14 protein-coding genes are annotated in these 12,549 nt (G+C 55.7%); 3 read left to right on the top strand and 11 right to left on the bottom strand.

The features are described from left to right. Positions 1-101: 101 nt before the first annotated feature. The 5 genes from ADB02_RS03105 to ADB02_RS03085 form a co-directional block, all read right to left on the bottom strand. On the bottom strand, positions 102-851 hold the full coding sequence (locus ADB02_RS03105) for a hypothetical protein (protein WP_241482392.1): 750 nt from the start codon (positions 849-851) through the stop codon (positions 102-104). After that, positions 844-2,391, bottom strand: coding sequence for a tRNA (N6-isopentenyl adenosine(37)-C2)-methylthiotransferase MiaB (gene miaB, locus ADB02_RS03100; protein ID WP_049189633.1), 1,548 nt, complete (start codon positions 2,389-2,391; stop codon positions 844-846). Before miaB ends, ADB02_RS03105 begins: the two co-directional genes overlap by 8 nt. A 106-nt stretch (positions 2,392-2,497) precedes the next feature. Then, positions 2,498-3,106, bottom strand: a complete 609-nt coding sequence (locus ADB02_RS03095; RefSeq protein ID WP_049189632.1) for a regulatory protein RecX — start codon at positions 3,104-3,106, stop codon at positions 2,498-2,500. Between the two features lie 43 nt (positions 3,107-3,149). Then, positions 3,150-4,253 carry a recombinase RecA gene (gene recA, locus ADB02_RS03090; RefSeq protein ID WP_049189631.1) on the bottom strand — a complete coding sequence of 368 codons (1,104 nt, stop codon included), beginning with the start codon at positions 4,251-4,253 and terminating at the stop codon, positions 3,150-3,152. A 316-nt stretch (positions 4,254-4,569) separates the two neighbouring features. After that, a complete protein-coding gene (locus tag ADB02_RS03085) occupies positions 4,570-4,803 on the bottom strand; it encodes a DUF3046 domain-containing protein (protein ID WP_005509697.1) in 234 nt (77 codons plus the stop codon). A gap of 79 nt (positions 4,804-4,882) precedes the next feature. Between ADB02_RS03085 and ADB02_RS03080 the strand changes: the two genes are divergently transcribed. From ADB02_RS03080 to ADB02_RS03070, 3 genes are read left to right on the top strand one after another with little or no spacing between them, the layout of a single operon-like run. Further along, positions 4,883-5,500: a biotin transporter BioY gene (locus tag ADB02_RS03080; protein ID WP_049189630.1), complete on the top strand. Its 618-nt coding sequence runs from the start codon at positions 4,883-4,885 to the stop codon at positions 5,498-5,500. A 34-nt stretch (positions 5,501-5,534) separates the two neighbouring features. Then, the gene (locus tag ADB02_RS03075; protein ID WP_016422609.1) at positions 5,535-6,236 is read left to right on the top strand and encodes an energy-coupling factor ABC transporter ATP-binding protein; all 702 of its coding nucleotides are present in this window, start codon (positions 5,535-5,537) and stop codon (positions 6,234-6,236) included. Beyond that, the gene (locus tag ADB02_RS03070; RefSeq protein WP_049189629.1) at positions 6,233-6,853 is read left to right on the top strand and encodes an energy-coupling factor transporter transmembrane component T family protein; all 621 of its coding nucleotides are present in this window, start codon (positions 6,233-6,235) and stop codon (positions 6,851-6,853) included. The genes ADB02_RS03075 and ADB02_RS03070 overlap by 4 nt, the downstream gene beginning before the upstream one ends. A gap of 5 nt (positions 6,854-6,858) precedes the next feature. On the opposite strand, the gene ADB02_RS03065 is transcribed toward ADB02_RS03070, so the two are convergent. From ADB02_RS03065 to ADB02_RS03040, 6 genes are all read right to left on the bottom strand, one after another. Further along, positions 6,859-7,686 (bottom strand): PspA/IM30 family protein, encoded by an 828-nt coding sequence (locus tag ADB02_RS03065; protein ID WP_005509356.1) that lies wholly within the window; start codon positions 7,684-7,686, stop codon positions 6,859-6,861. A 141-nt stretch (positions 7,687-7,827) separates the two neighbouring features. Next, positions 7,828-8,262 carry a helix-turn-helix domain-containing protein gene (locus tag ADB02_RS03060; protein ID WP_016422607.1) on the bottom strand — a complete coding sequence of 145 codons (435 nt, stop codon included), beginning with the start codon at positions 8,260-8,262 and terminating at the stop codon, positions 7,828-7,830. A 51-nt stretch (positions 8,263-8,313) separates the two neighbouring features. Further along, positions 8,314-8,856 carry a CinA family protein gene (locus ADB02_RS03055; protein WP_049189645.1) on the bottom strand — a complete coding sequence of 181 codons (543 nt, stop codon included), beginning with the start codon at positions 8,854-8,856 and terminating at the stop codon, positions 8,314-8,316. Between the two features lie 24 nt (positions 8,857-8,880). Then, positions 8,881-9,447 carry a CDP-diacylglycerol--glycerol-3-phosphate 3-phosphatidyltransferase gene (gene pgsA / locus ADB02_RS03050; RefSeq protein ID WP_016422605.1) on the bottom strand — a complete coding sequence of 189 codons (567 nt, stop codon included), beginning with the start codon at positions 9,445-9,447 and terminating at the stop codon, positions 8,881-8,883. A gap of 31 nt (positions 9,448-9,478) precedes the next feature. Next, the gene (locus tag ADB02_RS03045; RefSeq protein WP_016422604.1) at positions 9,479-10,612 is read right to left on the bottom strand and encodes a TerC family protein; all 1,134 of its coding nucleotides are present in this window, start codon (positions 10,610-10,612) and stop codon (positions 9,479-9,481) included. A 236-nt stretch (positions 10,613-10,848) separates the two neighbouring features. Further along, positions 10,849-12,549, bottom strand: a 1,701-nt coding sequence (locus ADB02_RS03040; RefSeq protein ID WP_049189628.1) for a DNA translocase FtsK, incomplete at its 5' end; no start/stop codon positions are given.

The raw sequence follows: 12,549 nt of genomic DNA, 5'->3' as shown, positions 1-12,549 counted from the left end.
GCTCAGCTACGCGCTGGCAACGCGTCGATGGTTAAAAGTAAGGGGCTCTCTTCCGGAATGGAAGAGAGCCCCATACTTACTGCGCTAGTTAAAAAGTCTCACTACTCGTCGCTGACCTGTTCGTCCTTTTCGCCGGTCTGCTGAGAGACATTATCCGCGCTACTGCCCTGCTGGACACGATTGCGTCGGCGAGCGCGTTCACGGCGGTCGTCGACGACCTCAACATCCGTAGTCGTATTCGGGGTCAGGCCCGCCCGCAGGTAAACCTGCTGCGCGCGCAGTACCGGATCGGTGTCAGCGTGCTTGCGACGTTTCGTCGCGATTGCGAGCTGCTCCTTACTACGTCGGAAAGCGATGAAAGTCACGGAGATGGCCAGTAGAAAACTGCAGAAAATACCGAGCATCAGGCCGAAGGAAATACCCTCGCCGGCCAGTTCCTGTGGACGAGACTGACGCATCCAACCAGCGAAGACTGAGTAGACCATCTGAATACAGGCAAAAAACCAGGTGACGAATGCGAGAATCGTCGTCCGCGTAATCAGCGTGGCAATAGCTAGCAAGACACCTACCACCACGAGAATGGAGTAAATTCGCTCCGGTCGAGTCGTGAAGTACTGATGCGCAACATCCGTATCCAGCAACACATCAAAGCCCAAAACAACGCCCGAGTGCGGAAGGAAGAAACTCGTAATGAGGCCGATGACGGCAACCATCATCGGAATCACTGCACGGCCGAGATCCAGCTCGCCAGCGACCTTGCGCTCCTGAACCCGCAACGCCTGCGCGGATTCCACCGACTGCTCGCTAGTGGATTCCATATCACTTTCCGGCGAAGCCTTGTCACTACTCACAGCCGCATCCCTCACTTACACTCGTTTTCTCCGGGCGCCCAATCTTTGGCAAGCCCAGACCAACTCCAATCGGAGCGGTCGTCGGAGTCTGACCGACCTCTACATTATCCCCCGCCTTAGTGCGGCGGTGTGTGAGCACTCCGGAGTCGGCAATGAGGAAGTGCGGTGCGAAGTCGGTCACGCGTACTGTCACGTAATCACCTGGGCGAATCTTGCGGTCGACGACGCCTGGTTCGCTTTCCGACGGGCTGAAGTGCACCAGGCGGCCATCCCGACTCCGACCTGACATGCGATGAGTCTCCGCATTCTTACGGCCATCGGACTGGCTGACCAGCAGCTCGACTTCCCGGCCGACTAGCTTAGCGTTTTCTTCCTCGGAAATACGCTCCTGAAGCGCTAGCAGCCGACCATAGCGTTCCTTCACAACCTGTGGTGGAACCTGATCCGCCATGGTTGCCGCCGGAGTTCCCGGGCGGGGCGAGTATTGGAAGGTGAACGCCGAGCTAAAACGAGCCTTTTCCACCACGTCGAGAGTTTGCTGGAAGTCCTCTTCAGTCTCGCCTGGGAAACCGACAATGATGTCAGTGGTAATGGCCGCGTCCGGCATTTTTTCCCTAACCTTCTCCAGAATTCCCAGGAATTTCTTGGTGCGGTAGGAACGGCGCATGTCTTTCAGCACTCGGTCGGAACCGGACTGTAGTGGCATGTGTAGCTGATGAACCACATTCGGTGTCTCCGCCATAGCGTCGATGACATCATCGGTGAACTCAGCTGGGTGCGGAGACGTAAAGCGCACGCGCTCCAACCCCTCAATCTGGCCGCAGGCGCGCAACAACTTGGAAAAAGCCGAGCGGTCGCGTTCCATGTCAGGGTCGGCGAAGTTAACACCATAGGCGTTGACATTCTGACCGAGGAGGGTGACGTCAGTAACGCCCTGCTCCACGAGTGCCTGCACCTCAGCGAGAATCTCGCCCGGACGACGATCGCGTTCCTTACCACGCAAACTGGGGACGATGCAGAAGGTGCACGTGTTATTGCAGCCTACGGAGATACTCACCCAACCTGCGTAAGTGGATTCGCGCTTGGCCGGCAGCACCGAGGGAAATTCTTCCAGAGCATCCTTAATCTCGACTTCAGCCCGGTCATTATGGGCGGCGCGTTCCAACAGTGCTGGCAACGAACCCAAGTTATGTGTACCGAAGACGACGTCCACCCATGGGGCCTTCTTTACGACGACGTCCTTATCCTTCTGGGCCAAGCAGCCACCGACGGCAATCTGCATGCCTGGGTGAGCATCCTTGACTGGTTTGAGCTGTCCCAACGTGCCATAAAGGCGATTGTCCGCATTCTCTCGAACGGCACAGGTGTTGAAAACGACCAGATCAGGATTCTCGCCTTCTGCAGCCGCTACATAACCGTTTTCTTCCAGCAAGCCAGACAGTCGTTCCGAGTCATGGACGTTCATCTGACAACCGAACGTACGTACCTCATATGTGCGAGGCGAAGACTGCTGCTGAGAGTTCAAAGAAGGGGTAGTCACGGCAGTTTAGGTTAGCTGTTTATGGCCCATTTCCCCAATCAGCGATCCCTTTAAACCTGACCGGTCCGCAGCCGGCGTGCTAATCCGGCGTGTGGTGGCACCGGCGCTAATCTGTGTCCTCTTCAAGTTCTCGGTATCGCTTTTCTAACTGATCCCGAGCAATGCTCATGGACAATTCAGAGGGGAAACCGCGCCGCGCCAGCACACCGACGACTTTGCGTAAATCCTTTTGCTTGGAGTTGAAGTCAGGCGCCACTGTTTTAATAGTGGCCGCTTTCTTCGCCGCTAGCTTCCGGGCGACTTCTTCTTCCGCGTTGTGCGTAATCTGCTCCAACGCATCTGCACGAAGCGAAGCATCAATGCCCTTTTTCTGCAGCTCCCGGTTCAAAACCATCTTCGACTTGCCACGACTGGCAAAGCGCTGCCGCACCCATTCGGATGCGAAAAGCTCGTCGTTAACCAATCCACTTCGGGTCAGGTCATCAACGACTTCTTCAATCATCGAGGTTGGAAACTCCTCGACTGCCTCGAGCCTTTCTACGAGTTCCTTGCGGGAACGCATTCGCTGATCGAGCAAGCGCAGTGCCTTAGCACGAATCGGGGCCTTGGATTCCTCACGACCCGCATCGTAGAGCGAACTACCGTCAGCTTCCGCAATTTGCTGAGCAAGCTTTTCGATAGTCTCCCGCACATCGCGGCCGTTACGATCCTCCACGGTCCTCACTTTTCGTGTGTCGCGGCACTACGCCTCGAGCTAGCTAGTCTTCCAAATCATCGAAGTCGATGTCCGGCACGACATCGACAGGGGCATCGATATCGGTCTCATCCTCGACCTCCGCGAATTCCCCGACACCGAGCTTCTTCTTGATCTTGACTTCGATTTCCTGGGCAATTTCTGGATTCTCGCGCAGGTGCATACGAGCCTTTTCCTTGCCCTGACCCAACTGATCGCCCTCGTAGGTAAACCACGAACCGGACTTCTTGACAATGCCGTTATCAACGCCCATGTCAATCAACGAGCCCTCACGCGAAATGCCCTCGCCGTAGATGATGTCAAACTCTGCCTGCTTGAACGGCGGCGACACCTTGTTCTTGACTACCTTCAAGCGCGTGCGGTTACCCACCGCATCCTGGCCGTCCTTCAACGTCTGAATTCGGCGTACGTCACAGCGAACGGAAGCGTAGAACTTCAGTGCTTTACCACCCGTGGTGGTCTCAGGAGAGCCGAACATGACGCCAATCTTTTCACGCAGCTGGTTAATGAAGATGGCAGTGGTGCCGGTGTGGGACAGCGCACCAGTCATCTTTCGCAGCGCCTGACTCATCAACCGCGCCTGCAGACCAACGTGGGAATCGCCCATTTCACCGTCGATTTCAGCCTTCGGAGTCAACGCGGCTACCGAGTCAACCACGATGATGTCAATAGCACCGGAACGCACCAGCATATCTGTAATCTCAAGTGCCTGCTCACCGGTATCTGGTTGGGATACCAGAAGGTTGTCCGTATCTACTCCAAGCTTGCGCGCATAAACCGGATCCAGCGCATGCTCCGCATCAATAAATGCGGCAATACCGCCCTGCCGCTGCGCCTCTGCAATAGCATGCAGTGCGACTGTGGTCTTACCTGAGGATTCTGGACCATAGATTTCTACGATACGACCACGCGGGAACCCGCCCAGGCCCAAGGCCACGTCGATAGCGATATTGCCGGAGGGAATAACCTGAATTGGAGGACGATTGTCGTCCCCCAGGCGCATAACTGCACCCTTACCAAAGTCCTTCTCAATATTCGCCAGAGCTACATCGAGCGCCTTCAGGCGATCATTGCCCTGGTTCGAAGCCGCAGCCTTCTTACGAGCCATAGTTCGTTGTTCTTCCTCATTGTCATTGTCGCGGTCATTGTCGCGTACGGTATCGGGTTCTGGAGCCGTACTCAGAGAATGTGTGTCCCGATTTTCATCCAAAACAGAAACTTCGCTCACACTTAATTAGGCGCGAAACGAGCCGTTCCGGTTCCAAATTGGTCCGCGACACCTCTACTGCCGGTTACACCCGGAAGTTATACCGAATCAGACGGATTGACTTCATCAGCACTTTCGATAATATGCGAAACCCTGTTCGAATGGCAACGACACGCAAGAGCCGTCGGCAAGCATTCACCGTCGTCTACGCCGGAACCTATTCGTCAGGACCGTACCAGCGGTCTTCGGGAATATCGTGTTCCCTACACAGCGCCCACCAGATATCCCGAGGTTCGACCCCGTCTTCGAGCAATTCCGCGGGAGTTTTTCCATATTCCATCAGTACGTGGGAATGCAACAGCCACGGGCCGTGCTGAGGCCCAAATTCGTGGTTGACGAAGTTGTGAAAATCGGCCAATCGCATGAGACCAACGTACAAGATACCTGTCACTGATACCTACCTGGCCGCCTTTTTGCATAAACAAATCCCCGGTCCCCTGCCTGAACAGTGCTCAACCCAGGGGTTTAAGATGAGAGCTGTGAATAATTCCAAGGTGTATGACCTCACTCTTATCGCTGCTTTCGCAGCACTGATCATCGTGCTCGGCGGCATTGCCATTCCCGTTGGCGGCCTCGGCGTGCCAATCGTGCTACAGAACATGGGCATCGCACTGGCCGGGATGATTCTCGGATTCAAACGTGGCGGCCTCGCCACTACCCTGTTCCTGGCTGTTGGTCTCGTGGGTGTTCCAAACATGGCGGGCTGGAAACCACTTCTCGCCGCACTCCCCGGCCCTACCGTGGGTTACATTGTCGGCTATTTAATTGCCGGTTTCGCAATCGGCGCGATTGCCCAGCAAGCACCACGGGCGAAGGTTTCACGAATCAGCGTCTTCATCGGCGCAGGCCTCGTCGGAGTTCTACTACAGTACTTCTTCGGATCTGTCGGATTGACTTGGCGTATGGGACTTAGCTTCACCGACGCACTGATTACCAACGTCCCGTTTATCCCAGGCGACGTGGCAAAGGTTGTCGTAGCCGCGCTTATTGCTACTGCCGTACTGCAGGCTTTCCCTGATTTGCTTCCCGACGCTGCCAACCGTAAGCAAAGTCGTTTGGTTAAGGAAGCAGCCACCTCGGGCAATTAACCCCACAGAATTAGAAAGGGTCTCGAGTCGCACTATGCCCACCATCGCTTTTGACCGCGCGTCCGCAACCTATTCGGGACGCCAGATACTGAAGCCGACCACGCTAACTCTCACAGAGAACCGCATTGGCATTATCGGCGAAAACGGTGGCGGTAAGTCCACGCTGGTGCGACTCATTAACGGCCTGGGCCCGGTCACTGGTGGCACGGTCACGTATGAGGGCATGAATGTCGCAAAGCAGGCAAAGGCAATTCGCAAGAATGTCGGCTTCATCTTTTCTGATGCGGATAACCAAATTGTGATGCCGACAGTCGCAGAGGACATTGCCTTTTCACTACGCAAGCGAAAACTGCCAAAGGATGAGCGCAACCAGCTGGTGCAGGAAGCTCTTGAGCGATTTGGGCTCGCCAATCATGCTGACGCCTCGCCACACTTGCTCTCGGGTGGACAAAAACAGCTACTGGCGCTGGCGGCAGTGTTAATTCTTAATCCCACGACCATTATTGCCGATGAGCCCACTACGCTCCTCGACTTGCGCAATCGTCTCCACATTCGGAGTATTTTCGCCCAGCTTGAGCAGCAAATTATCGTGGTCACTCATGATCTGGATTTTCTTATGGACTTCGACCGGGTTATCCGCGTAAGCGCAGGAGAAATCGTCGACGACGGTGCGCCGAAGGAAGTTATTGACCGATACGTCAGCGATATGACTCGTGCGGAAGAAGGCCGCTCATGATTCATCCGGCCGATGTCCCGTTAGGGCTTTACCTCAACCATAAGTCGCCTGCGCACAGGCTCCCGACGGCCCCCAAACTAATCATAGTCATCGCATTTTTATTGCTCACCGGGATTCTCGTGGATACCTGGCTAGGCGGGGCGATTGCCCTGGCAATTGTCACCCTCGCTTATGCGGTGGCCAAGGTGCCACCGATGGTTGCTTTCCGACAGCTCCGTGGAGCCGTAATCATTTTGGCGCTGCTTTCCCTTCTCCTGTGGTGGCGCGCCGGGGGTGAGCAAGCGCTGACGACCTTCCTCGCGCTTCTCGCCGCAATCGCAGCGGCAATATTGCTAACGCTGACGACCCGCGTCAGCGACATCATGGATACTTTGACCACTGCGATGAAGCCGTTCGCCCGTTTCGGCCTACCAGTCGACACCATCGCGCTCGCACTATCGCTGACGCTGCGTATGATTCCGCTTCAGGTTATGGCCGCTGCCGAGGTACTGGAGGCTCGAAAAGCCCGAGGGGCTACCGGCTCAATCATTGCCTTCGGCGTACCTGTGGTCATCCGAACCATTAATCGCTCGAAGGCAATGGGTGATTCGCTAATCGCACGTGGCGAAGGTGAGTAGGAGAATTAATTGCCCTCACGCAGCTGGCGCATGCGCTCAGCAACAGCAGGGTCAACGTTGGAGGCAGCGCTTCCCTCGATGGACTTCTGAGCCTCGCCACCAGAGAGCTCGTTGCCACCGTTCATTTCTGCGCGGATTTGCTCCAGGCGAGAGTGCCCAGCAAGCTGAACGCCTGCGGCCTCTACCTCAGCCATACGCCCCTGAACCGAGTTCTGAGCCAGCTCAGCCTGACCAAGAGCGTTAGCGTAACGACGCTCAATCTTGTCACGAACCTGATCCAGATTAGGTGTAGCCCCCGAAGAAATCTGATTCATCGACTGCAGGGACTCAGAGACCTTCTCCTGCATCTTTGCTTGCTCCAGCTGGCTGAGGAGCTTTGCGCGCTCCGCGACCTTCTGCTGCAGCTGCATGGAATTACGCTCGACGGCCTTCTTAGCCTGGGCTGCCTGCTGCAGCGACTGATCGTGCAGAGCCTTCAAATCTTCTACCGACTGCTCAGCAGTAACCAACTGAGCTGCGAAAGCCTCAGCTGCGTTCTCATACTCCGTAGCCTTGGCGGTATCCCCCTCAGCACGAGCCTTGTCAGCGAGCTGCAATGCCTGACGAGTGTTCCCCTGCAGCTTCTCAATCTCAGCGAGCTGACGGTTAAGGCGCATTTCCAGCTGGCGCTGATTACCAATCACCGCCGCTGCCTGCTGCGATAGTTCCTGGTGCTGCCGCTGGGCATCCTCGATAGCCTGCTGAATCTGCACCTTCGGATCAGCGTTTTCCTCAATCTTGGAATCAAAAGCGGCCATCAAGTAATTCCACAGCTTTACAAATGGATTAGCCATAGCGTCCCATACACCTTTCTTATTGCAACTACCTCAAAGCAGGTCTGTGCTTATCGCGCACCCAATCTTAACTAAAGCCGAGCGTCTTCGGGTGCTAAGTACCCGAGCAATGGAATGAAATTCCACCGGCGCAACCAATTTCTACATCGCTGCCAATTCTGGGCTCGCCGAATGCAGAGCCATCGCTGTGGCCGCTTCCATCATCAAATCCGACACCGTCACACCAAGCGCCGCGCATACCGACGCCAGCAGCTCAGACGAGACTTCTTTCCGTCCACGCTCAAGCTCAGACAAATAACCAGGGCTAATAGCCGCATTTTCAGAAAGCTCACGCAGCGTCTGTCCACTGCGCGAACGGATATCACGCAGCGTCTCCCCCAGTGCCTCTCGCAGGAGTGGCTCACGGGATTCTCCCCGTTCCGCCAAATCCTGTGCCGTTAACTTTGCAACCGATCCAGGCTGCTCCCCTACAGCCACCCGCGCCGACGGTGCTGTGGCATCCATGGAAGCTTCGAAAGCGGCAGCGCTATCTACCTCTGGGTAGCGAATGGTCATAAGTGCAGTATTGTTGGTCATCACTTTCTCTAACGCTTTAGAAGGCCGACCTGTTCCCAATTTTCAAAAATTCTACTCACCGTCGAGATTCTGCAACAACAGTTCTAACGCCAATACCACTGCTTGACGACGAATCTCCGCGCGCGAACCCTCTTTATTCACCGGCAACCTAACAGCGGTTACCCCATCAAGGTCTGAAACCCCCGGCGGTTTCAGACCACACCAGACTTCACCTACTGGGTGCCCATCCTGCATCGCTGGACCAGCAACGCCAGTTAGCGAAATCCCCCAGCCCGCCACTGTCTTATTCGCCACTCCAAGTGCCATATACCGGGCCGTCAACTCGGACACGGGGCCATATGCGGCCAAAACATCCTTTGGCACGTCGGCAAGCAACGCCTTTGTGTCAGTGGCGTAGGTGACCACGCCACCGCGCAGAACGGCGGAGGCTCCCGGTACGGAGGCGACGGTGGCGCAGAGAAGACCTGCGGTAAGAGATTCTGCGGCCGCAAAAGTCTCGCCGCGGGAGGTAAGCGCTTGGACGAGTTGAAGCGAAACGCCATCGACACCGTCAGCGTTTTCGTCGCTCTGGGCGAGGTGTCCGACTGTGTTCACAGCTTTACCCTCCACTTAATTTCTCTACGAGACCTTTCGCGCATCCACAATGTACTGGATTCCGGTACCGACGGTGACGACAATGGCGGCAACCATCACAATCCAGGACGGCCAGAACAACCAGTCCACTGGCATCAGGAAGAGCCCCACTGCTACAGACTGCAGGACCGTCTTTATCTTGCCGCCCCGAGAAGCCGGAACAACACGCCCCTGACGCAGGGCGAACATACGCCAGATGGTGATGCCACCTTCGCGAATCACGATGATGACAGTCACCCACCACGGCAGAATGTCGATGATGTTCATACCAATCAGCGCAGCCAGCATTAGAGCCTTATCGGCAATCGGATCGGCAATCTTGCCAAAGTCGGTAATGAGGTTACGGCTACGTGCGAGGTGCCCGTCCAACTTGTCAGTCGCCATCAGAAGCGCGAATACGACAAACGACCACCAGCGCCAATTGGTGGCTTCGCCGCCCTCCTGAAGAAGTACCCACAGGAACACCGGTACTCCGAGGATGCGAAGCACGGTCAGGAAATTGGGCAAGTTCCAGTTGGAAACACGGCTTGTATCAGCACTTGGAGCAGTCACAGTTGTTACCTTATCTCACAATCGTGTTCGATTAACGCCCAGGCTCGTTCTTACCGGTGTGTGAACCGTTAGTTTCGCTTCCGGCCGACGTTGACCCCTCACTGACAGAAGTAGAGGAGGCGTGAGAGCCGAGGCCATCGCGGCTTCCATCATCATCGTGGTGAACACGCGGAAGGGCAATCGCACCCATGTTTTCATCACGCTTGCTCTTGAGCCACGATGCCAGGACAGTCACCACCAGAACGATGACGATGACCGCCAGCGACGCCCAGGTCGATACTTCAGGCACCGACACGTTCTCACCGCTGTTGATAAACGGCAGGTTGTTTTCATGCAGTGCGTGCAACAGCAACTTCACACCAATAAAGGCCAGGATGACACCCAGGCCATAAGCCAGGTACACCAAGCGATCCAGCAGACCGTCGAGCAGGAAGTACATCTGTCGCAACCCCATGAGAGCAAGGGCATTTGCAGTAAAGACGATATATGCCTCATCCGTCAGGCCGTAGATAGCCGGGATAGAGTCAAACGCAAACATCACATCGATAAAACCGATGGACACCAGCGCGATGGCAAGTGGAGTCAAGTAACGCTTGCCGTTTTCCTTAACGGTCAGCTTGTCCTTGTTGTAATGGTCCGAAATTGGGACGATTCGACGCAGCCATTGAATCAGCTTCATATCCGACGGATCGGGTTCCGGCTTATCGACGGCTTCGTCGTACACCGTCTTGATAGCCGTGTAAATCAGGAAGATTGCAAACAGGTAGAAAACGTCAGACCACTTGGCAATAACTGCCGCACCAGCCCAAATGAACAGGCCTCTGAATACCAGCGCCATCGCAATACCGAACAGCAAAACCTTTTGTTGGTACTGGCGCGGAATCTTGAATGCGCCGATGATGAGTGCAAAGACAAATAGATTGTCTACGCTGAGCGCCTTTTCGGTGATATAGCCCGATAGAAACTCAATGCCTCGGTGGTGATCCCATAACAACCACACCATTCCGCCGAAAATTAATGCCAAGACTACGTAGAAAGCGGTCCAGATGCCGGCTTCCTTCATAGTTGGGTTATGCGGCGTGCGAACGTGTGCATAGAAGTCAAAGGCGATAAAACCCATGACGACCACAATGGTGATAATCCATACCAATGCGGGGACATGCATATTAAAAAAAGACCTCCGGTCGTGCGAACATGAACCGGAGGTCTCTCCTGCTTCTGCCATAGTGGCAAAAGTGACGGCACCGGGATTCGATGTGCGCAAGACGAGTCTGTGCGTCCAATCCGTGCTGACGATAACCGTCACGGGCTAGCGGAAAACATCCACTTTTACCGGGGATACTCCCCTCCACGTGTGCCGACTATACACGCAATCAGAAACGGCGGTAAGGCTGGGTCGTCCTACGCCATAGACTGATTCGGATCAGCGTCGACTACGTTTACTTCTTCCTTAGGAGCATCCTCCGGGTTTGCGCCCTTGATCATCCACTTAATGGTTTCGAGCTCCTCTGGTTTGACCAGCACCTCACGTGCCTTAGATCCCTCTGACGGTCCAACCACTCCGCGAGTTTCCATCAGATCCATCAGTCGACCGGCCTTGGCGAAACCGACTCGCATCTTGCGCTGCAACATCGAGGTCGACCCGTGCTGTGCGGTGACCACCAGCTCGACTGCCTGAAGCAAATCTTCCAGGTCATCTCCGATATCGGGGTCAATGTTGCGCTCAGCCTCAGCACTCTTATCCTCCGTGACACCCTCGGTGTAATCCGGCTCGGCCTGCGCCTTAGCTGCATCGACTACTGCCTGAATCTCTTCGTCTGTGACGAAGGCCCCCTGAAGACGTCGCGGCTTGCCTGCACCCTGTGGGATGAACAGGCCATCGCCCATACCAATGAGCTTTTCAGCACCGCCCTGGTCAAGAATGACGCGGGAGTCCGTGAGCGACGAGGTAGCGAATGCCAGTCTCGATGGCACGTTCGTCTTAATCAAGCCGGTGACCACATCCACAGACGGACGCTGCGTAGCCAGCACCAAGTGGATACCGGCGGCACGGGCCTTCTGCGTGATGCGCACAATCGCATCTTCGATATCGCGGGGTGCGGTCATCATCAGGTCTGCCAACTCGTCAACGACACAGACAATGTACGGGTACGGACGGTACTCGCGCTCCGAGCCAAGTGGGGTCGTAATCTCACCGGACTTGACCTTACGGTTGAAGTCCTTGATGTGACGGACGCGGGCGGCCTTCATGTCCATGTAGCGCTGTTCCATCTCTTCAACCAGCCACTGCAGAGCCGCCGCGGCCTTCTTCGGCTGAGTGATGATTGGCGTAATCAGGTGAGGAATCCCCTCATATGGAGTCAGCTCGACCATCTTCGGGTCCACCAGAATCAGGCGGACATCCTCCGGGGTCGCACGAGTCAGCAGCGAAACCAACATCGAATTTACGAACGCGGACTTACCCGAACCGGTCGAACCGGCAACGAGAAGGTGCGGCATTTTCTGGATGGAGTGCGAGATAAACTCGCCCTCAATATCCTTACCGAGACCGATCAGCATCGGGTCATCGTTCGCAACGGTCTTGGGCGCGTTGAGTACGTCGGCAAGCCGAACCATCTCACGGTCGTTGTTCGGCACCTCGATACCAACGGCCGACTTTCCCGGAATCGGAGTCAGTAAGCGGACATTGTCGGTCGCTACCGCGTAGGCAATGTTGGACTGCAGGTTCGTGATCTTCGAGACCTTCACGCCCGGGCCAAGCTCGACCTCGTAGCGAGTCACCGTCGGACCGCGAGAGAAACCAGTCACCGCAGCATCGACCTTGAATTCTGCGAATACTTCAGTAATCGCCTCAATCATGCGGTCGTTCGTCGCCGTACGTGTCTTGGGACGCTCACCTGGAATCAACAAATTAGTCGATGGCAGGTGGTAGTCAGATTCCGGCGTGCGTGCCGACGAACCGGAAGTACCCTCGGCATCCTTTTCCAATTCAGACTTCGGAGTTGTGGCCGGAATCTTAGAGGCATCGATACCAGAACGAGCGGCAATGGCATCCATTGTGCGGCGGGTAGCCTCAGACACTGCATCCCGCGAATCATCGAC

The sequence above is a fragment of the Corynebacterium sp. 212_CJEI genome, assembly GCF_001055915.1.
GTDB classification, from domain to species: domain Bacteria; phylum Actinomycetota; class Actinomycetes; order Mycobacteriales; family Mycobacteriaceae; genus Corynebacterium; species Corynebacterium jeikeium_D.
This window is presented reverse-complemented; position numbering and strand designations above follow the sequence as displayed.